This is a genomic window from Phyllobacterium chamaecytisi, assembly GCF_020164455.1.
Taxonomy (GTDB): Bacteria; Pseudomonadota; Alphaproteobacteria; order Rhizobiales; family Rhizobiaceae; genus Phyllobacterium; species Phyllobacterium chamaecytisi.
In genome coordinates this window covers 299,326-319,906 of record NZ_JAIQWW010000005.1, presented here as the reverse complement: position 1 = coordinate 319,906, position 20,581 = coordinate 299,326, and the positions used below count along the sequence as shown (strand labels likewise).

Genomic DNA, 20,581 nt, shown 5'->3' with positions numbered 1-20,581 from the left:
AGATACTTCAATGACGGACACAACACTACAACTTGATGGCGAGGTCATAGAGCTTGATGCCGCTGCGCCAACCGAATGGAGCGCGGCCACCTGGTTCGCGGTCCTTTCAATGGCGTCCGCCAGCTTTGCGCTGGTGTCAGCCGAGTTCCTGCCGGCAGGTCTGTTGACGCCAATGGCGCGCGATCTGGGCATCAGCGAGGGAACGGCCGGACAGGTCGTCACCGCCACCGCTTCCGTCGGCGCCGTGACGGCCTTGTTGAGCAATGTTCTCATCGGCCGGCTGAACCGCAAGACGGTGCTGGTTGGTCTCAGTGCCCTGGCGATCGGCTCCAACATTCTTGCGGCGGTAGCGACCGATTTCTGGCTGTTGCTGTTAGGTCGGGCCGGGCTGGGAATCGCCCTCAGCGCTTTTTGGGCGCTTTCAGTTGCCGTCGTTGCGAGGCTGGTTGGCGCCAATGCGACAGGTCGTGGCATGGCTATCGTCACGCTCGGCGTCTCGCTCGCCACCATTGCCGCACCGTCGATGGGCGCATTGATCAGCGACTGGCTGGGCTGGCGCAGCGCCATGGCCATGACAGCAGGACTGGCCGCGCTTGCCATGCTGCTGCAGTTTCTCAGCCTTCCGACCTTGCCTGCAACCACAAGCAACAGTCTTGCCGATGTCCTTCGCCTGACACGGCGGCGTGGTATTCAGCTCGGCATGCTTGCTATCTTTTTGCTGATGACGGGGCATTTTGCTGGCTCAGTCTATGTGCGCCCCTTCCTCGAACACGTTACGCTCCTTGCAACCGGGCCGATTGCCCTGGCACTGCTCGGGTTTGGCATCGCCGCTGTGGTCGGTAATATTGCCGGCGGACGCATGGCCGACGCCAATATCCGCATGGCCCTCGCGGTCACCGCCGCGTTGATGGCGTTTGCTGCGCTCGCTCTGGTGCTTTGGGGCGCACACATCGGCGTTGCCTTTGGCTTCGCTACGCTTTGGGGCTTCGCCTTCGGCATGGCGCCGGTGGTGCTGCCGACCAATCTGTCCCGCGCGGCGCCTGACGCGCTTGAGGCGGCGGGCAGCTTGATGGTCGCTTCGTTCCAGGTCGCCATCACTATCGGCGCGGTTGTCGGCGGCTATGTCGTGGACACCTATGGCGCCACGGGACCCTTGACCCTTACCGCCATCCTTGCTGCATCGACAGTTGTGCTGGCGCTGCTACAACCCCGCAGCTGATCTTTGCTCCTGAGCACCGGAGAGAGCGAGCAAGCTGGAGAACGCTCTCTCCCCCGCCAAATCAGGCGGTCTTCCGCCGCATGTGGCTGGCGCTTCGCCATACTGCCGATACGAGGAAATAGAAGGCGCCGAGGCCGGCGTATCCCGCAATATTGGCAATGGAAGGCGGTTCGGGCATCCGCGCCTGAGCAATAAAGAATACGCCCGCCACGGCGGATTGGCCGCCGCTGAGGATCATCGCCCACTGGCCGCCACTCGTCCTCCAGCGGCGAAGGGCCGTGCCAAGCTGCAAGACACCCGAGAAGATGGCCCAGAGGCCAAAAGCGCCCAGAACCCAATTCATGCTCATTGTGAGCGCAACAACAACGGCGACCGTCATGACGGAACTGACGGCGACATTGATTGCCTGTGTTCGGTTGTTGCCCAGCCCGCCATTGCGCGACGCATCTACGAAATTGGCGGCTGCATCCCAGGCAGGGTAGATGATCAGCAAGGCGGCGGCGATGGAAGCCGATTGTTGGCCAACAGTCAAAGCAGCTGCGACCCAGACGGCAGAAAACCCTGCTCGCGTGAAATAGTATCGCGTCAGCCATTGCTCCTTCTCGCGAGAAGCGACGGTCGTTTGGTAGTGTGTCATAGAGATATCTTTCCAGTTGTTGAGTGAGGTCGTGAAAACGGCCGCCCAGCACGCTCGTATGCGCCGTAGCAATCGCCGGTCGAACCGGTGGGGGACCAGAGCGACCGGCGACGGCGTGGCTCACATGGGCGGGACCACGCCGTTCTTTCCGACAAGGACCTGATGGGCGATGGTGCCGGTTGCAGCCTTCTCGGCAGGGACGAAGACGATGGCACCGGGAACGAGATCATCCTTCGTCGCCGGAGCAAAGGTCACGACAGGCGTGCCATCCGGTATGGAGATCTTCTTTTCCTTGCCGTGATAGGAAACAGTGACCGTCCGGCCGTCGACGTCCTTGACTGCATTTGCCACGGTAGCATTGGTCATTCTGCTGTCGGGTTTAAGGTCCCAACCGTAGCTGCCCTCACCTGCACCTTTCAGTGCCGGCGGGAAGATGAGCACTTCAAGCGCGCCGTCACCACCGCCTTGTTTCGGCAGAGATGCGATCCCGACAAAGTCGCCGGGCTTGATGTCAGTGACCTTTGCGTTTGCCACGCTGGAAACTTTCCAGTCATCGGCGAGGGCGACATCGACGGTGTCTCCTTCGCGCGTCTTCACCTTGAGCGTGGACGCGCTGTAGCTGACGATGCTGCCCCTGACATGGATTTGCTGGGCATTTTTATCTTCGGCATGTACAGGCGACGCTGGAATAGCCATCGCCGCGATAGCGGATAGCCCTAGCACGAGAGTGGGGAGAATATTCTTCATCATTTTGACCTTCCTACTGGTTGGTAGTTTTACTAGCTGAACTTGTCACTCCGGGCGGTTTGCATCCGCCCGAAGCTTGTTATTGAGCGACCGTCGGAGACAGTCGCTGCAAGGTGGGCGCCAGGATGGCGGGGAACACTTCCGGCGTTCCGTAGGCCCGCGCTGAAAGCATGGCTCCGTGGACAGACGCCATGAATGCCTCAGCCTCAACGCGAGGTTGGCTTGACAGATTTAAAGCCCCCTCCCTGGAGCCTCGTTCCATGACCGAGGTCAGCCATGCCGAGAGAAAACGGAAGAAAGCCTTCACCTCCCCCGCGATTTCCGGCGGCAACGCGGGGAGCTCACTTGCAAGTAGAGCGCACACGCAAAAAGGCCGGCTTGCGTCCTCAATGCAATTGGCCCAGTGGCCCGCATAGGCTTTGAGGAGCTCGAGTGGGTCCTGCACGTCTTGCTCCAGAGCCGCCACACCCAATTCGGCATCTTCACGATACCGCTCTACAAGCGTGCGGACCAAATCGACCTTGCTTGGGAAATGGTGATGGATGCTGGCCTTGCGAATGCCGACGACCCCCGCAATATCAGCATAGCTGAAGCCGTTATATCCTCCGCTCGTGATCAGTGTGCGCGCGGAAGCCAGGATTTCGTCGGATGTCGTCAAAAGATTGCTCATACCCCTGTCTACCTTCTGGTAGGGAGGCTGTCAAGCGGAAAGGCAGAGCTCCGGCGCCGTCACCCATCGGTCGAGACGGTGAAAGACTTCCACGCCTCGATTTCCTGCTGGAGGCGCTCAATTCTATCCGACACATGCTTGAGGGCATCGCTGCCGAGCAGAAGCTGCGGCGGAGGATTATCGGACTCGACCAGGCCTAAAACGGCCGCGGCCAGTTTGGCGGGGTCTCCGAGCTGCCTGCCGCTTTTCGCCTGCCGCGCCTCGCGTATCGGATCAAAAAGGGCATCGTAGTCGGCGATTGATCTCTCCGTGCGGACCATCGATCGTCCGGCCCAGTCCGTCCGGAAGGAACCGGGGCAGAGGGCAGTCACGCGGACACCGAACGGGGCCATTTCCGAGCGCATCACTTCCGATATGCCCTGAAGCGCGAACTTGCTACCGCAATAATATGCGATGCCGGGCATGGTGATCATGCCGCCCATCGAAGTGACGTTGACGATGAAACCACTGCGTCGCGCACGAAACCTCGGAAGAAATGCCTTGGCAACCGCAACCGCGCCGAAGACGTTCACGTCGAACTGTCGGCGCATCGCTTCTATTGGCGACTCCTCAAGTACCCCTTCGTGGCCGTAACCGGCATTATTGATCAGCACATCAACAGGTCCATGCTCGTCTTCCGTCTGTCGGACGACATCCGGTATCCTGTCGAATTCTGTTACGTCGCAGAGCACCGCCTTGACCGCAGGAAGCGCTTCGGTGAGCGATGTGCGTGACGTCTCTGAACGGACAGTGCCAATCACTTTGTGGCCCATTTGGACGGCGGCGGACGCAATGGCAAAGCCAAAGCCAGAATTCGCTCCGGTGATGAAGAAGGTCTTGTGTGACATGATCTGCAAACTCCTTGATCAATGATAGGATTGACAGATAATATGATGAGACGGGCGTTTCGATTGTGGATTCTATGAATTTATTGCCAAATCCTATCAATGCCGAACCCCGGCGATCACGGCGACGTGATTTGGTCGGGCTCGCCGGTATCCTCGCCCCTCGTCACGGATACAATCCGACCACGCTCAATTGCGTCCGGATACTCCGCACGGAAGCTGTGCTCCATGACATTCCGGTACTCTACAAGCCAGGCGCGGTGTTCGTATTGCAGGGAAGCAAGCAGGGCATCCTTGAAGGGGAAACCTACCTCTACGACGAGGAACACTATCTGGCGGTTTCAGTACCCGTTCCATTCCGGATGGAGTCAACGGCCAGTCCGGAGCGGCCATTGCTTGCGGTCTATGTCGATTTCGACATGCAGATGGCAGCCGAGATCGCCATCCAAGTGGAGATGCACGCCGAATTGCCGACGACCAAGCCACGCGGTCTCGTGTCGAGCAGGATGGATGCCAATATCGAGGATGTTCTCATGCGACTTCTGATGGCACTTCGCAGCCCCGTTGAAGTCGCTATCCTTGGTTCCGGCATTTTGCGCGAACTGCATTACCGGGTCCTGGTTGGCCCGCAAGGCGGCGCGATGATCGCCGCTCTCCAGCAGAAAGGCACATCTGGAAAGGTCGTCCAAAGCCTCATCTGGTTGCGGGAAAACTATGGCTCCGAAATTTCGATCGCCGATCTGGCAAGAGACGCGGGCATGAGCGTTCCTTCCTACCATGTCCACTTCAAGGACCTCACTGGCAGCAGTCCAATGCAGTACGTGAAGGCGATGCGGCTCCACGAAGCAAGGTTGATGATCGCGCGCCAGAGCAGGACAATCGCAGAGGTCGCGGGTTCAGTCGGCTACGCGAGCCCGGCTCAATTCAGCCGAGACTTCAAACGGCATTTCGGACGCACGGCCTCGGAAGAAACGAAATGGGTTCGACGTCACCTTGGCGAAATTGCCTGAACATCGTGATCAGGACCTTCCGTATTTGGCGCGCGGCTATGTTGGCTCGTCCGCTATCGGCCCAAAGCGACAAGCTAAAGTCCAGGCCACATTCCTCCGTCAAGCCGTAGGTTTGCGCCGGTGATATAGCTGGCTCGGGGGCTGACAAGGAAAGCGATGGCATCGGCAATCTCTTCAAGCGTTCCGACCCGTCCCATCGGGACCTGGGCAAACATGGGTAGCACCGTTTGTTCGATTTCCGTCCATGGCGCATTCGCCGCAAGCCCATGGTTGACTGCCACATTCCGGAAAGCCTCATCGAGGCTGACGCTGTGGATCGTTCCCGGCGAAACGGTATTGACCGTAATACCATCCATGGCAACAGCCTTTGCCAGGGATGCGGTCATTGCGATCATGGCTGCCTTTGCTGCGGCATAGTCGGGTCTTTTGAAAGGAGGCATTAACGCCGCGAGGCTAGAAACGTTGACGATCCTTCCCCATTTCGCCTCCCGCATGCTTGGTAACAGACGCGAAGTGACCCGAACGGCCGCTAGGACGTTGAGATCATATCCCGCCGCCCAAGTCTCGGGCCGCGTTGTAGTCCAGTCCTCAGTCGCGCCAGAACCACCTGCATTGTTGACCACGATCTCGACAGGCTTGACGAAAGCCTGCGCCTCATCGACAAGGCGTTGCACCTCGACGTCATTCGTCAGGTCGCCGATGACGACATGGGCACGTCCGCCTTGGGCGATGATATTGTGAGCGACTTCCTCGGTCTTGGTCTTGTTGCGGCCGTGAACAATGACGATGGCACCCTCGCGCGCGAGCCCTCGAGCCACCCCTTCCCCGATGCCTTTGCTGCTGCCTGTGACCAGCGCAACCCTTCCATCAAGTTTCAAATCCATTACGTCACTCCCATGTTAGTGTCAGGATGTTATGAGGACAGGATGATGAGTGAAGCAATTACGCACTTAAAAGTGCCCATGGAACGCGAGGAAAAAGACGTCTGTCTTGGCGCGAATGGATCGGTCGCCCATGTGACCAGAGTGCTGCGCATGATCAGCGGACGATGGAAGCTGCCGATCTTGTTCCGCCTGTTCGCAGAACCGTCGATGCGGAGTTCGCAGTTGTTGCGAGACATTCCAAACATCTCGCAGAAAATGCTTACGCAGCATCTCAGAGAGCTTGAGAACGACGGACTTGTGGTCAGGCGAGACTTTGGTGAGCAGCCGCCACGTGTCGAGTATGGTCTTAACGATTCTGGTCGCAGCCTCATGCCCGTCCTGATGTCGGCAAGGGAGTTCTCCCGCCTTCATCCTGAGAATGACGACGAAACACCGGGCTGAGCGTATGACCGCTTGCCGGCCGAACCGCCACCGATGCGCGGTGCGCTTCCTTGGTCATTCAGATGCCCGGCTCATTTGTAATTCCGGCGTTCCGTCGCCCGTAGAAGTGTCCTTGGGGCCTGCCCTGCCCGAGTGAAATCATTGTCACTCAGGGCAAAGCAGCGACGATCAGGAAGGCAGCAACTATTGCCACAACGTCCTCGATGATCGCGGCCGGCCGATCCTGGCCAAAGCTCCTGGCCAGGCGCCCGCGAATGTCGGCGCCCGCCAGAGTGCCAATTACTGCGCCGATCACGCCCGCGACAGCACCGCCTAAAGCCCAACCGTCACTGATTCCAACCGCCGCGCCGCACAAGGCCCCCATGACGATACGTGTACCAAATTGCACCGGCACCTTTCGGCTTGGCGTGGACGGCAGTTGGTCGGTGATCAACTCCACGATCGCCAGGGCGGTGAATATCCAGGGTGTGAACGCATAACCGAGGAATGCGAGCCAACTGTCGCCGAGATGCAGCCAACCGAGGTGAGCGGCCCAGCTGATAGCCGCCGGTGCAGTCATTGCGCGCAAACCAGCTACAATCCCGATCAGAAGTGCCAAGAGCAAGATCATCATGTTCCTTTGTCCAATCCGGTAGGCAGGTCTATTTCGATGTGAATATGACACGAACAAAGTCTGGTGCAACTCAAGCACGCCACAACGTTTCGCAGGCAACCGCGCTTGGGTGGCTTGCGCTCGTATTGGCGCAGCCCCCTTTCCATTCACGGAGTGGCGACTTTCATGTCCTCCCGTGCATATCTCTTCCGGTACTCCGCTGGCGTAACGCCAACCCGCCGGACAAAGGCGCGCCGCAGCGTGTCGACATCGGCGAAGCCGCATCGTCCGGCAACCTGCTTCGGGGCAGCGTCCCCGCTCTCGAGCAGTCCGCGCGCGGCGGTGACGCGTGCTTCCTCCACCCAGTCCCCCGGCGTCATTCCCACCTCCTGACGGAACAGCCGGGCGAAATGGCGTGAGCTCAGCCCCGTTCGCTGCGCGAGGCTCGCGACACTATGGTCTTCGGCGGGGTTCGCGGCGACCCATCGCTGCACCTCCTGTAGCGCCGACCGGCCAACAGGCGCCGCCTCGCCTTTCCGGCTGAACTGCATCTGCCCGCCCGGCCGCTTGAAGAACATCACGAGCTGCCCCGCCACCCGCATCGCCACCTCGCGGCCGAGATCTTCCTCGACCAACGCCAGCGCCAGATCGAGACCAGCGGTGACGCCCGCGGCCGTCCACAGGCGGCCGTCGCGGATGTGGAGTGCGTCGGCGTCCACGCTCACCGCCGTAAATACCTGAGCCAGCCGCTCGGCCACCGCCCAATGGGTCGTGGCTCGCTTTCCGTCCAGCAGGCCCGCCTGCGCAAGAAAGAACGCGCCGCTGCAGACCGAACCATAGCGGCGCATGGAGGGCGTGGCGGATCGCAGCCAATCGACTATTTGGCCATCGGCCGGCACGTTCGCCGCGTTCGGCGCACCCGCCACCAGCAATGTATCGATCCTGAAATTTACGCTTTCCCCGATGACCGTGTCCGGCATCAGCCGTACCCCCGACGAACTTCGGATGGCGCCGGGCCGGGTGGCAAGGACGCAGAGCTCATAGACTGTCCGGCCGGCCTGCACATTCGCCTCGGCAAAAACATCGAGCGGCCCCGACACATCCAGCAGCTGAACGCCGGGCACAGCCAGAATTGCAACCCTCAACGGCATGCTCGGCATTGTCCATGTCCCTTTCCGGCGGAGAATGTCTGTATTCGTCGTAAAACGACAATTGCAGACAAACTACCGTATCTCTTACACTTTGCCAACAGAAAGAAGGAGAAGTCCGATGGCATTGACAATCGAAGGGGTCAGCATCCCCGACAGCAAGCTCGCACGCGCGGTCACTGAACTCGTGCGCGACACCGCTTCGCCATTGTTGTTTCACCATTCGAGCCGCGTCTATTATTTCGGGGCGCTCGCCGGCAAGCATCGCGGCCTCACGTTCGACCCGGAGCTGCTCTATGCCGGCGCCATGTTCCACGACATGGGGCTGACCCATCAGCACAGCAGCGCGCATGAGCGGTTCGAGGTCGATGGTGCCAATGCCGCTCGCGACTTTCTGCGTGGACATGGCATCGCGCAGACCGATATCGATCTCGTCTGGACCGCCATCGCACTGCACACAACACCCGGCATACCGCAGCACATGCACCCGGTCGTCGCGCTCGTGACCGCCGGCGTCGAGATGGACGTGCTCGGACTGACCTATCCCGATTACACCGATACCGAGCGGGAGACGGTCGTCCACGCCCATCCCCGGAGCGATCACTTCAAGGAGGATATCATCCAGGCCTTCTATGACGGCATCAAGCATAAGCCCGACACCACCTTCGGTAACGTCAAGGCCGATGTCCTTGCCGACAAGGATCCGCATTTCCACCGGGGCAACTTCTGCAGCGTCATCCGCGGCTCGGCGTGGAAGGCATAGCCAAGATTAAGCACGAGGTCTTTTTTGTGTGCACTTCAATGACTATCTAAGGGTCAAATCGAAGCACATATAAAGGAGCCACGGTGATGTCCCGGCTAGACACGACCGTTCGCGTGTTCATTGTCGAGGGACGGTTGACGATAACGGCAATCAAATACCCATGCGCCAGGGACGCCTTGCACGCGGTACACAAACATCCGGTCCTGCAAGTGGAGGTCGAGGGTGAGGGTATCATGCTGCCGGAGGAGTTCATGACCTATTGCGCTGACCGCGGCCTGAAAAACTGACGCTCGCATGGTTGGGTGGGCCTGCCGCTCGAAAAGTTACCAATAATTATGCAGAAGGCGGTTAAGCTGTCGTCCGGCAACAATAACGGTGCATTTCTGGCAGTGACACGATGAGTCCCAACCAACCTGCAGAAGCGCTTGCGCTGCCCTTGCAGCATCTGATCGCCGCCGACCAGCTCCTGGCCGTGCGCCGCAGCATGCTTATTTCCGTTCCCGTCAGTATTATCCTGGGGTTGATCAGCCTGCTCGTCGCTCTGCACTACGGACAAGGACTGGCGGGGTTGTTGTGGTTTGTCGCCTCAAGCCTCGTGAATGCGGCCCGGATGCTTCTGTGCCGTTTTCCAGTGCGGCTGCTTGATCCCGCCGGTCCGGTCGAGCCAAAGAACCTCGACCCCGCCTCGGTAAGACAACATCTCTTCCTGCAGTCGGCCATGGCGGCGACCTCAGGTGTCGTGTGGGCCTTCATCGCCGTTCTGTGCGACGGTTATACCGCCCCGCAATCGGTTTTTTACCTGGTCGTCCTGTGCGGAATTACGGCGGGCGCTGTAACCGCCGGTTTTGCCTATGCACTGATGCCGATCTGTTACATTGTCCCGGTTCTCTTGTCGGTGGCCGGATGCCTCATTTATGCCGGCGGCTTTGATCGCTATTGCCTGGCAGCAACGACGATAATTTACCTCGCCGCCTTGATCCGTGGCGCACGGGAAAGCGAAGGACTGTTCCGGCAGTCCAGCAGGCTGAAGAACGAGGCCACCGCCATGGCAATCTCTCTGGAAGCGGCCAGGGATCAGGCGACGCAAGCCGCCGCCGAAATGGGACATCGCGCCGCCCACGATGAACTGACCGGACTTCTCAATCGCAGCGGGTTCATGCAGGAGGTTGCATCTTTGCCGTCTTCCAGCATGACCGGATTCGCGCTCATGCTTCTCGACCTCGATGGCTTCAAATCGATCAACGACGCGTTCGGTCACAAAGCGGGCGACAGGGTGCTTGTGGAAGTCGGAAGGAGGCTTCGTCAGAGTCTGAGTAACGACGTACTCGTGGCACGTCTGGGTGGAGACGAGTTTGCTGTTCTGCTCGACACAGCACGTCATGACGAGGCGCCGTCGATACTCGCCACCAAGTTGATCGCCGCAATATCCATTCCGTTCGCCACCTTCGATGCCGGCCGCATCGGCGTCAGCATTGGCGTTTGTGTATCCAGCGAGCGGGACGTCGATGAGATGCTGGTCCGTGCGGATGCAGCGCTTTACAGGGCGAAGTCACAGGGTCGTAATCGGCATTATGTGTTCGACGACGACTTGCGTGATCACCTCGCGATGCGGCGCGATATAGAGCGCGACGTTGCCAAGGCATTGAGCAATGACGCATTGGAGGTCTGGTTCCAGCCAATTTTTGGAAATGGCGGGCGCAAGATTACCGATCTGGAAGCGTTGGTACGCTGGAAACACCCGCGGCACGGCTGGATTCCCCCTACTGATCTGGTAGCGGTCGCATCGTTCTCCGGACTTGCGGAACCTCTGTTCCGATACATATTGAAGGACGTCTGCACCATGATGCAGACATTGCGCGCAATGAACCTTGGTCACCTGCGGGTGGCGATGAACATGTCTCCGCGCGAAATGTCTCAACTCGCAGTGGACGACCTGATAATCGCAAAACTGCGTAAACTCGATCTGCCAGCTTCCATGCTGGAAATCGAGATCACCGAGGACACCGCAAAGGATATCAGCTCGGTGCAAGGCAAACTGGCTGCCTTGGCCAAAGTCGGCGTGCGCATTGCCATCGACGATTTTGGTGTCGGCTATTCGTCAATGTCATCGCTTCGGCTATTGCATGTCGACCGGATCAAGATCGACCGTTCGTTCATCTACGGCATCGCGGAGTCGGTGGATGATCGCAAAGTGGTGCAATCCATTCTCGGCCTCGGCAAGTCACTCGGAATCGAGGTCGTCGCCGAAGGCGTCGAGACTGAAGCCGACCTGCGCATTCTGCGGCAACTCGGCTGCGTAACCATGCAGGGTCATTATTTTGCAAAGCCTATGCCGCATCACGAAGCGATCGACTGGATCAACCAGTCCAGATCGCTCGTGCAGTAGTGCGGTATCCCGCTAGTTCAACAGTGCCGGATCTGTCTCCACCTCGATCCGGTCCGCCACGCGCCGGATATGCAGTGCAGGCTGTTTCTCGCCAACGGCAACCGGGATCGAGATCGAGTGGGACTGGCCCGGCTGCAGCACCGCGGAGAACCTTACGACCGCGTGATTTCCGGTCTCGGAACTGACGGCTGCGTTCTTCGTATCGACTGTTGTCACGACGTGCCAGCCATCGGACTGGCTGACCCAGTAGGTTACGGCGGACGTATCACTACCAAGGGTCGTGACGACGGCTTGCCCTTCTTTCACATTGCGATCTGGTTCGGTGGCCTGAACCGGCGATGTTGCTGCGATCATGCCATACAGGACGGCACTGCCAGCAATTTTCAAATATTGAGTCATTTCAGTCTCCTATATGTTGTAATGCTATGTGCATATGCACACTATTCGGCACGCAATTTCAATCTCTGATACATTCTAGGTACTGCGTGTCATCTCGAAAAAATCATGCCGCCATTGCGCGGCTCGTTCGGACCCCACCTGGGCTTCGAATTCCTGCTGGGCCTTTTGCCATAACGGCCTGGCCTCCTGGACCTTGCTCTGACCCGGTTCTGTCAGTGACAGCACCAGCTTTCGCGGCTCATCCAGCGCCGGTTCCGTCTTCAGCCAGCCATCACGTTGCATTGGTTTGATGGCCCGCACCAGTGAGGTCCTGTCCATGACCATTGCCCGCGCAAGCTCGCTCATTGTCATACCCGGTCTCTCACTGAGCAACACCAGTATCGAGAACTGGGTAGTCGTCACGTGCGCTGCCGCAAGATGCCGCTCATAAAGCCTCGTGATGTAACGAGCAGCACGTCTCGTCGCGAACCCATTGCAGGCGTCCATGGATGATGTTTCATTCATGAAGGCAAATATAACTGTGCATATGCACTATGTCAAGGCCATCTGATATTGAAGTCTGCTGCGTCAGCTTGGGAACCAAATATGAGCCCGTGCATTTCGGGAGACCGAAACCTGCCAGATCCGGAGATCCGCCATGGTCGACACGATTGATACGACAGCCTCCGCCATCGCTGCCAGCGCAAATCTGGTGAAAATGATCAAGCAAAAATTCAATTACACTGTCGAGGATCTCGCCATTGCGTGCGGCCTGACCGTCGATGAACTCAACGGTATCGAGATGGGCGAGGACACCGAGCCGGGGAAGTTGCATCGCATTGCCCATTCCGTTGGCCTTCCGGACGATATTGCCTGTGTTGCCCACTAGGTCAGTCACCATAGTCCGTCGGGTCATCGTCCTGGACCGGCGGCCGGTCATCGATCTCGGACTGATAAGCGAGGACAACAATAGCGAAGATTGCCAGAACTATGGTTAGATCGTGCATCTGACTATCCTCCTTACGCGAAAATAGCACCCTCGGCCCGAACGTCAAAAGCGTCCCGAGGTTGCGTTCAGTCTAGATCTGTTCTTGGTCAAAAGGAGGCTCGACGGCGACGATTTCGGGAGCTTCGATCACACTGCATTTACCGTCTAGCCCATTGCCTTCGCTCGAACTGGCATCCCCGATATGATAACCTTGGAAGCGGGATCGTCGATCTTTCTCTCTACCAATTTCGCAATGATCGCATCGCGGATCGGTCCGGCATAGGCGGTTGGGCCAATGATGACGCGGTCGATGAGTTCGGGCAGTTCTATACCCATCACATTGTCGGCGGGGCTGTTTTTCAGCGGCATCCGGTAGACCGTCTGCGGAATTCCACCGATGACGTCATGGTGTTCGACCAGTTGCGGCGACGGCCAGAGTTGTGGATTGGTCAAAACACGCCATTCGCGCTCGTCACCCAGACCCGGATGTTTGGAGCATGTCGCCGCGAAAACCAGCATAAGGAACAGCATCTCGATCAATGCGGGTTTCGGTAACTTCGACAGGAAATCCTTGTTGGCAGACACGCGCTGGGTAACGACCTTGAACTCATCGTCAAGCTGGTGCCGCGTCCAGTATGCCACCGGGCTCGAATAGGCTTTCAGAGCCTCCGTCACCTGCATGAAAGGCGCGACCTTGACGACGACGGCGACCCCGGTTTCGCCTTTTTCGTAGGCCCGCCACAGCGATAGCCGGCCGGTGTCATTCTCAGCGGGATCATGTTCGGCGACCGACAGGACATAGGATTGGGTCCGCAAGCTCGGCAACGCTTGGTAGTATTTCTTGATTGCCTCACCCCAAACCCCCGGACTGCTGGCTTCGAGCGCTTTCGCCAGGGGCTCGCTGCTTTCCCCATCATTGTTCCACTGGTGCAGCTGCATGACCCCCTGTTCGACATCGCGATAGTCGTTCATGCATCGCGTGTTTCGAAACCGTATTTCCTCCTGATCAAGAATGCGAAACAGGTTCTCGGCCGTGGTGTAATGGACGAAGCGGGAATGCCCCTTGATGGCCAGGCGCCTGTCAAAAGTGGTCGGCATGAAGATGCTGAGCATCTTGACTACGTTGGGGTCCCAGTCTTCCAAATCATACTCCGAACACTCGAACTGGCATGCTCGTCTGCATGTCTTCACTACTCGTACGGGTTTTCAGCTCACAGGATGAGATCGGCTGCGGGCACCGTACCGTCAAGATCGACATCCCACAATCGAACGTAGAAGTCTACCTGCCCGTCGCCATTCATATCGCCCTCGAGATCACCGTGAAGTTCGTAGAGAATAAAGCCAAACCGGAGCTCACCGGCGACTCCCGAAAAATCGTCACTACCGATATAATGGAATGCCTGATCGCCCTCGATCGTTGAATTTGCGTCTATGGCTTGCACGTTGATGATGTCGCCAGCCTGTACACCGAACAAATATGTGTTGACTTCCGTTGGGGATGTGAAGACAAAGATATCATTCCCCTCCCCACCGGAAACATCGTCGTCTCTGCTGCAAATGAAAGTGTCGTCACCGCCTCCTCCGCTAACATGATCGTATCCCGGCCCGCCGATGATCAGGTCATCGCCTTTACCGCCCTCGATCGTGTCCCAGCCGTCTCCGCCGAGGAGCTTATCGTCCCCGGCACCGCCGGTTATCCTGTCGTAGCCGTCCCCGCCATCCACGGAAATGCCTGTGACATTGGCATGGGCGTCGAAGACATCCGCGCCCGCACCTCCAACAATATTCTCGATGGAAATCAGCGTGTCGCCAGCATGATCGATGCTGTCGATATTGGCGTGAATGGGCTCGACGCTGAGCGCATAATCCACTTTGTCGTTACCGTCGCCCCCGTCGACAATGTCATTGCCAGCGCCGGCAGCGAAGACATCGTTGCCGCTTCCCCCCAGCATCGTGTCATCGCCTTCGCCGCCGTCGATAAGGTCGTCCCCATCGCCGCCATCCAGCCAGTCGTTGCCGTCGCCTCCATCGAGAACATCTTTGCCAGAGCCGCCGTTCAAGCGATCCTCGCCGGCGCCGCCGTCGAGGGTGTCGTAATTATCGCCGCCGCGAAGCCAGTCGTCGCCGTCTCCACCAAGCAGGTGATCGGGTCCGGCGCCGCCGTCCAGCCAGTCTGTCCCGGCTCCACCGATGAGCGTGTCGGCTCCAGCGCCACCGCTCAGCCGGTCTTCTCCCGCGCCGCCGTCGACGACATCATTGCCGTCGCCACCGTAGAGCCAGTCATCGCCGTTTCCGCCGAAGATATGGTCGTTGCCTCCAGCCCCGTCGATCCAGTCATCGTCCGGCGTCCCGTGAAGATTGTCATCAGCCACGCCGGCGATCAGACCATGAAGCCAGTCGTAATCACCTTGCCTTGAACCCACCTGATCGACCACGTTGTTCCTTATTTATCACATCATGAAGTCATGCACTGACAGTCCATCCTCGACGTGTCCCGAGACCTCGGCGATCAGGTCGGCGATACCATCGCCATTCGTGTCGCCCTCGACCAGCCAATGGTCGATGCTGGTGCCACCCGAATCGCCCTGCGGAGCATGGAAAATCCGCAATTCACCGGCAACGCCGGAGAAATCGCTTTCGCCGATGAAATGGAAATCCTGATTGCCCGACGTGCTCGTGTCGGCATCGACCCGGCTGAGATCGATCCTGTCGCCTTCGCCGGCGTTGAAATCGACGATCGAGGTCACAGCACTGTGTCCGCCCTGGGTTTGGAAACCGGTTTCGATCTGACCGAATATGAACGTGTCCGCACCTGTCCCGCCCGCAAGGATATCGGATCCCGGGCCGCCAATGAGCTGATCATCACCGGCACCACCGTTCAGCGTGTCGTTGCCGGCGCCGCCGTCGAGCGTATCGTTGTTGTCGCCGCCGCGCAGGAAATCATCGCCGGAACCACCAAGAAGATGATCGGCGCCCGCGCCGCCATCCAGCCAGTCCGTGCCTGAACCGCCGACAAGCGTGTCATCGCCAGCCCCGCCATTCAGCCGGTCCTCGCCCATGCCGCCATCAAGCGTGTCATTGCCATCGCCGCCATAGAGCCAGTCCTGTCCCGATCCGCCTTCCAGCCGGTCGTCGCCGGCACCGCCGTCCATCCAGTCGCTGCCTCGGCCGCCGGCGATGTAGTCGGCACCCGAGCCGCCGTTCAGACGGTCATCACCGGAGCCGCCGTTCAGCGCGTCGTCGCCGGCGCCGCCAATAAGCGTATCATTGCCGCGGCCGCCATCGAGCAAATCGTTGCCTTCGCCGCCATCGAGATAATCGGCACCGTTGCCGCCATCGAGCCAGTCCGTGCCGGCACCGCCAAGAAGGTGATCATCGCCATTGCCGCCATCGAGGCGATCCTCGCCCGCACCGCCATTGAGCGTATCGTTGCCGTCCCGGCCATAGAGATAGTCCTCGCCGTCACCGCCGAGGAGCGTGTCATCGCCGGTTCCACCATCGAGCCAGTCGGTGCCTGCGCCGCCAACCAGCGTGTCATTGCCTTCACCGCCGGAGAGACCATCATTGCCATCGAGGCCGACGAGCACATTGTCACCGGCATCGCCGGAGAGCTTGTCGTCAAAGGCCGAACCCACGAGATTCTCGAAACCGACGGCAAGCCGGTCGCCTTCGGCATCACCGCCCCACGTGCCGAGCGCACCGGATCCATCGAGGCCGCCAAGGTGCACCATCACACCTTCGGACGAACCGACATAGGCCAGCGTATCGATGCCTTCATAACCGAAGAGCAGATCGCTGCCGGCCTTGCCTTGGATAAAGTCGTTGCCGCTGCCCCCAAACAAAATGTCGGGTCCGTCGCCACCGGTGAGTATTTGGTCCAGGCCGTTTTCCGGATGGATATTGAGGAGGTCGAGCAAGGAATTGTTCAGCGCCATCATGGCCCCCATTTTGAGACAGTTAGAAACGTATTTATTGAGCTATATTTGGATATAGAACTAAATTTGGTATTTCATGCAAATGAATTTTTCATAACGAAGTATCGCAGAATATAATGGGAATATACTTCAAAATTCGAATTAAATTATGCTTCGGGTTATTGGTGTTTTGGATGTACGATCCCTCGCTGAAAGGACACCAAAAAACGATATCGGAAGAGGTGCCGTACCGGGCGTTACGGCTCGCACTGGCAAAAAATTCCACGCGACGCCGATAATTACGGACCGCAGATTCCCAATGGAAATTTTTCGAGCGCAAGTTCTCGAATGGTATCCATGTTTTGCGCAAGAAAGTCCGAGAGTGGGACAAGACTTAGCGATTCTCATGCAAGAATGTGCGAAACTGGCGCAAGAATTTCAGCCGGCGCGTGTAATTTGGTTGCAAGCGGTTGATCTTTCGTCCGCTGGGGTCTTCCGATGGCGTTGAGGAACACCTGAGATCGAATGATTGCGACTCACTAGCCTTGCAACGGGTTGTAATAGGTCCATCTTGCCACATTGCAACTGACGTCGGATCCAATTAATATATTAATTGACCAGTTGGAGAATTCGATGGACACGCTTACCGCTCCCCGGCACTTGCGCCTTCACGCCAGTGACAATGTGATTGTTGCTGTCGATACGTTTCAGGTGGGCCAAAAAATCGAGGCTGTGACCGTGGCAAGCCGCGTTCCACGCGGGCACAAGCTGGCTTCCCGCTTGATTGCAGCGGGTGAACCTGTGCGCAAGTTCGGCCAGATCATCGGCTCCGCTTCCAAGCGGATCGAGGCCGGCGAATGGGTGCATGAACACAATCTCGACTACAGCAATTTCGTTCGCGAACCGGATGCAACGCACTTGGTTCCTGCAAATGGCATTTTGCCGATAGAGCAGCGCGCAACGTTCGAAGGTTTCCGCCGGGCCAATGGCCGCGCCGGGACGCGCAATTATATCGGCGTTCTGACCTCAGTGAACTGTTCCGCTTCGGTCGCGCGCTTCATCGCAGAGGCGGTGCAGAAATCCGGTCTGCTTGACGAATACCCGATGATCGACGGCATTATTCCGCTGGTGCATGGCGGCGGCTGTGCACTCGACGTCAAAGGCGAAGGCTACGAAGTCCTCAAGCGCACCCAGTGGGGCTATGCCTCCAACCCGAACATTGCCGCCGTGCTGATGGTTGGTCTGGGTTGTGAAGGTTTCCAGATCGGCCGCTGGAAAGAAGCCTACAATATCGTAGAGAGCGACACGTTCCGCAGCCTGACGATCCAGGAAGTCGGCGGCACGCGCAAGACCATGGAGGCGGGCATCGCCGCCGTGCGCGACATGCTGCCGACCGCCGCCAATGTGAAGCGGGAGACCATTCCGGCATCAGAACTTATGCTTGCTTTGCAGTGTGGCGGTTCCGACGGCTATTCCGGCATCACCGCCAACCCGGCTCTCGGCGCCGCCGTCGACCTTCTGGTGCAGCAGGGAGGCACTGCGATCCTTTCGGAAACACCGGAGATTTACGGAGCCGAGCATCTGCTCATCGAGCGCGCTTCCAACCCGGAAGCTGTCGAGCGCCTGCAATCGATCATCGCCTGGTGGGAGGATTATACCGCCCGCAACAAGATGGAAATGAACAACAATCCCTCACCCGGAAACAAGGCTGGCGGCTTGACCACAATTCTGGAAAAGTCCCTCGGGGCCGTGGCCAAATCCGGCACGACACCGCTTGAAGCGGTTTATGGTTATGCCGAGCCTGTCACCGCGCATGGTCTCGTTTTCATGGACACGCCCGGCTATGATCCAGTTTCAGCAACCGGACAGGTCGCGGGCGGTGCCAACATCCTCGCCTTCACTACAGGGCGTGGTTCGGCCTATGGTTGCAAGCCGACGCCGTCAATCAAGCTTGCCACCAATACGCCCATGTATACCCAGATGATCGAGGACATGGACATCAATTGCGGCGATGTGCTCGACGGCGTATCGATCGAGGACAAGGGCAAAGAGATTTTTGAGCATATTCTCAAGATCGCCTCGGGCCAGCGCAGCAAATCCGAAGAACTCGGCTATGGCGATGCAGAATTCGTGCCCTGGCAGATCGGCGCGACGATGTAATGCTCTATGCCGTGGTCTGCTGCTGTTTGGCACGGGCTACGATCTGCGTCGGATTGACAAAACGCAGCGCGATCAACAACCAGACCAGCGTCGTGACCATATAGACCACAGCCATCGCATCGATCGATTGCACAGCACGGACACCTGAAGCAAAGACAGAATAGTAAAGGGCGACGACAAGCGTTTGGCTGGTCGGGCCCGCCGTAAGGAATGTCAGCTCGAACATCGCTACAGTGCGCACCAGAACCAGCAGCAAGGCCGCCAGAATGCCGGGCAGCAACATGGGCAGTAGCACATGTCTGAACAGCTGGAATGTTCCGGCGCCGAACACGCGCGCCGCCGCCTCAATCTTTGGATCGATCTGTTCGATGAACGGGATCATGACGAGGATCACGAAGGGAACCGTCGGTACCAGATTGGCAAGAACAACGCCCCAAAAGGTGCCGCCGACGCCAGCCTGATACAGCACTGTGGCGAGCGGGATGCCGAAGGTGATCGGCGGTACCAGCAGCGGCAGCAGGAACAGAAGCATGACCAGTTTCTTGCCAGGAAAATCGCGCCGTGCCAGCGCATAGGCGGCGGTCACACCGAGAAGGCCAGACAAAGCGACAACGGTAAAGACAATCTGGAAGGTGACGATGAGCACGTCACTCAGCTGGAATTCCGACCACGCAGTGAAGTACCACTTCGTTGTCCAGCCAGCGGGTAGCCACGTGCCAAGCCAGCGTGTGCCGAACGAAGAAATGATAACGGTGGCGATCATCGCCACCAGATTGATGATAAAAAAGACGACGACTGCCCAGACAGCAGTGATCCAGATTTTGGCACCGATCGTTGTGTCGCGGATCATTGTCAACCCTTCCCGCCCGCGGTCGAGCCGCGATAGAACATATTGCGGATACCAAGGATCGCCACGACGATGAGCAGTTGTACCACTGCCATGATCATCGCGACGGCTGAAGCCATGGAATAGTCATACTGCTCGAAGGCGGCCTGATAGGCCGCAATGGAGATGACGCGCGTCGGTCCCGCTGGCGCACCAAGCAGGATGGCCGAGGGGAAAACGGCGAAGGCCTGCACGAACGACAGACAGAAGGCGATGGCAAGCCCGGGAATCAGCAAGGGCAGCATGACATAACGGAAGCGCTGCCAACTCCTGGCTCCGTGCGTGGCCGCAGCCTGTTCCAGCGCCGGATCGATGCCCGAGACATAGGACAGGGTAAGCAGAAATGTGAACGGAAAGCCCGTGATGATCAGGGAAGCGAAAACGCCCCAATAATTGTTGGTCAGTTTGAGCGGTCGATCGATTGCGCCAAGAAGCATCAACGTCCGGCTGAACCAACCCTGTGGGCCGAGATAGTTCAACAGGCCTTCAGCAACGAGCACTGTGCCAAGCGTCACTGGCAAAACCAAGATGGTCGTGAGAAGCCTCTGATGCGTCATCAGCCGCACACGGAAAGCCACCGGTAGCGCGATGGCTATGCTGATGATCGTCACTGGCACAGCCAGCCACAGCGTGGTCAGGATGGTGTCATAGAGAAACGGATCGGAGAAGAATTTGCTGTAGTTGGCAAAGGCGCCTCCCTCCGCCGGTGTGAATGACAAAATCAACCCGTAGATGAAGGGATAGATGAACACGGCCAGAAGAAAGAGTACCGCTGGCAGGACCAGAAGGGTGACGCCATCAATGCCGCGCAGCGCCAGTCGCTGCCGCAGCGACATGCGATTGTCGAAGGGGGTTGAGGTAACGTTCGCCATTT

At 58.5% G+C, this 20,581-nt stretch carries 22 protein-coding genes; 8 read left to right on the top strand and 14 right to left on the bottom strand.

The features are described 5' to 3' along the window. The first annotated feature begins 10 nt into the window (after positions 1-10). On the top strand, positions 11-1,219 hold the full coding sequence (locus tag LB462_RS10685; protein ID WP_224507656.1) for an MFS transporter: 1,209 nt from the start codon (positions 11-13) through the stop codon (positions 1,217-1,219). 61 nt (positions 1,220-1,280) lie between these two features. Here the strand turns inward: LB462_RS10685 and LB462_RS10680 are convergent, their stop codons facing one another. The 4 genes from LB462_RS10680 to LB462_RS10665 all read right to left on the bottom strand — a co-directional run bounded on the left by LB462_RS10680 (position 1,281) and on the right by LB462_RS10665 (position 4,160). Further along, complete coding sequence (locus tag LB462_RS10680) at positions 1,281-1,856, bottom strand: DUF308 domain-containing protein (RefSeq protein WP_224507654.1); 576 nt, start codon at positions 1,854-1,856, stop codon at positions 1,281-1,283. Between the two features lie 120 nt (positions 1,857-1,976). Beyond that, a complete protein-coding gene (locus tag LB462_RS10675) occupies positions 1,977-2,606 on the bottom strand; it encodes a hypothetical protein (RefSeq protein WP_224507652.1) in 630 nt (209 codons plus the stop codon). Between the two features lie 76 nt (positions 2,607-2,682). Next, a complete protein-coding gene (locus tag LB462_RS10670) occupies positions 2,683-3,273 on the bottom strand; it encodes a TetR/AcrR family transcriptional regulator (protein WP_224507650.1) in 591 nt (196 codons plus the stop codon). Between the two features lie 59 nt (positions 3,274-3,332). Next, positions 3,333-4,160 (bottom strand): oxidoreductase, encoded by an 828-nt coding sequence (locus LB462_RS10665; protein ID WP_224507648.1) that lies wholly within the window; start codon positions 4,158-4,160, stop codon positions 3,333-3,335. 74 nt (positions 4,161-4,234) lie between these two features. On the opposite strand from LB462_RS10665, the gene LB462_RS10660 reads away from it, so the two are divergent. Then, positions 4,235-5,167 (top strand): AraC family transcriptional regulator, encoded by a 933-nt coding sequence (locus LB462_RS10660; RefSeq protein ID WP_224507646.1) that lies wholly within the window; start codon positions 4,235-4,237, stop codon positions 5,165-5,167. Positions 5,168-5,241: 74 nt separating this feature from the next. Here the strand turns inward: LB462_RS10660 and LB462_RS10655 are convergent, their stop codons facing one another. After that, entirely contained in the window at positions 5,242-6,051 is an 810-nt protein-coding gene (locus LB462_RS10655; RefSeq protein WP_224507644.1) for an SDR family NAD(P)-dependent oxidoreductase, read from the bottom strand. A gap of 45 nt (positions 6,052-6,096) precedes the next feature. Here LB462_RS10655 and LB462_RS10650 point away from each other — a divergent pair, with 45 nt between their 5' ends. Continuing rightward, the gene (locus tag LB462_RS10650; protein ID WP_224507738.1) at positions 6,097-6,492 is read left to right on the top strand and encodes a winged helix-turn-helix transcriptional regulator; all 396 of its coding nucleotides are present in this window, start codon (positions 6,097-6,099) and stop codon (positions 6,490-6,492) included. Between the two features lie 148 nt (positions 6,493-6,640). Here LB462_RS10650 and LB462_RS10645 read toward each other — a convergent pair whose 3' ends face one another. Then, positions 6,641-7,102, bottom strand: coding sequence for a DUF4126 family protein (locus LB462_RS10645; protein WP_224507736.1), 462 nt, complete (start codon positions 7,100-7,102; stop codon positions 6,641-6,643). 149 nt (positions 7,103-7,251) lie between these two features. Further along, the gene (locus LB462_RS10640) at positions 7,252-8,235 is read right to left on the bottom strand and encodes a GlxA family transcriptional regulator (RefSeq protein ID WP_224507734.1); all 984 of its coding nucleotides are present in this window, start codon (positions 8,233-8,235) and stop codon (positions 7,252-7,254) included. 118 nt (positions 8,236-8,353) lie between these two features. On the opposite strand from LB462_RS10640, the gene LB462_RS10635 reads away from it, so the two are divergent. The 3 genes from LB462_RS10635 to LB462_RS10625 all read left to right on the top strand — a co-directional run bounded on the left by LB462_RS10635 (position 8,354) and on the right by LB462_RS10625 (position 11,381). After that, complete coding sequence (locus LB462_RS10635) at positions 8,354-8,995, top strand: HD domain-containing protein (RefSeq protein ID WP_224507642.1); 642 nt, start codon at positions 8,354-8,356, stop codon at positions 8,993-8,995. Between the two features lie 86 nt (positions 8,996-9,081). Beyond that, positions 9,082-9,282, top strand: coding sequence for a hypothetical protein (locus tag LB462_RS10630; protein ID WP_224507640.1), 201 nt, complete (start codon positions 9,082-9,084; stop codon positions 9,280-9,282). Between the two features lie 110 nt (positions 9,283-9,392). After that, positions 9,393-11,381, top strand: coding sequence for a putative bifunctional diguanylate cyclase/phosphodiesterase (locus LB462_RS10625; protein WP_224507638.1), 1,989 nt, complete (start codon positions 9,393-9,395; stop codon positions 11,379-11,381). 12 nt (positions 11,382-11,393) lie between these two features. Here LB462_RS10625 and LB462_RS10620 read toward each other — a convergent pair whose 3' ends face one another. Together LB462_RS10620 and LB462_RS10615 are read right to left on the bottom strand one after the other, a co-directional pair. Then, entirely contained in the window at positions 11,394-11,780 is a 387-nt protein-coding gene (locus LB462_RS10620) for a hypothetical protein (protein WP_224507637.1), read from the bottom strand. Between the two features lie 75 nt (positions 11,781-11,855). Continuing rightward, positions 11,856-12,266, bottom strand: coding sequence for a MarR family winged helix-turn-helix transcriptional regulator (locus LB462_RS10615; RefSeq protein ID WP_224507635.1), 411 nt, complete (start codon positions 12,264-12,266; stop codon positions 11,856-11,858). A gap of 151 nt (positions 12,267-12,417) precedes the next feature. Between LB462_RS10615 and LB462_RS10610 the strand changes: the two genes are divergently transcribed. Beyond that, positions 12,418-12,648 carry a helix-turn-helix domain-containing protein gene (locus LB462_RS10610; protein WP_224507633.1) on the top strand — a complete coding sequence of 77 codons (231 nt, stop codon included), beginning with the start codon at positions 12,418-12,420 and terminating at the stop codon, positions 12,646-12,648. 264 nt (positions 12,649-12,912) lie between these two features. Here the strand turns inward: LB462_RS10610 and LB462_RS10605 are convergent, their stop codons facing one another. From LB462_RS10605 to LB462_RS10595, 3 genes are all read right to left on the bottom strand, one after another. Then, the gene (locus LB462_RS10605) at positions 12,913-13,890 is read right to left on the bottom strand and encodes a DUF2971 domain-containing protein (protein WP_224507631.1); all 978 of its coding nucleotides are present in this window, start codon (positions 13,888-13,890) and stop codon (positions 12,913-12,915) included. Positions 13,891-13,958: 68 nt separating this feature from the next. Then, positions 13,959-15,182 carry a calcium-binding protein gene (locus tag LB462_RS10600; RefSeq protein WP_224507629.1) on the bottom strand — a complete coding sequence of 408 codons (1,224 nt, stop codon included), beginning with the start codon at positions 15,180-15,182 and terminating at the stop codon, positions 13,959-13,961. Between the two features lie 15 nt (positions 15,183-15,197). After that, positions 15,198-16,685 carry a calcium-binding protein gene (locus LB462_RS10595; protein ID WP_224507627.1) on the bottom strand — a complete coding sequence of 496 codons (1,488 nt, stop codon included), beginning with the start codon at positions 16,683-16,685 and terminating at the stop codon, positions 15,198-15,200. 609 nt (positions 16,686-17,294) lie between these two features. Between LB462_RS10595 and LB462_RS10590 the strand changes: the two genes are divergently transcribed. After that, on the top strand, positions 17,295-18,821 hold the full coding sequence (locus LB462_RS10590) for a UxaA family hydrolase (protein WP_224507625.1): 1,527 nt from the start codon (positions 17,295-17,297) through the stop codon (positions 18,819-18,821). A 4-nt stretch (positions 18,822-18,825) separates the two neighbouring features. Here LB462_RS10590 and LB462_RS10585 read toward each other — a convergent pair whose 3' ends face one another. Together LB462_RS10585 and LB462_RS10580 are read right to left on the bottom strand one after the other, a co-directional pair. Then, on the bottom strand, positions 18,826-19,671 hold the full coding sequence (locus tag LB462_RS10585) for an ABC transporter permease (protein ID WP_224507623.1): 846 nt from the start codon (positions 19,669-19,671) through the stop codon (positions 18,826-18,828). Between the two features lie 2 nt (positions 19,672-19,673). Further along, a complete protein-coding gene (locus LB462_RS10580; RefSeq protein WP_224507620.1) occupies positions 19,674-20,579 on the bottom strand; it encodes an ABC transporter permease in 906 nt (301 codons plus the stop codon). Positions 20,580-20,581 lie beyond the last annotated feature (2 nt).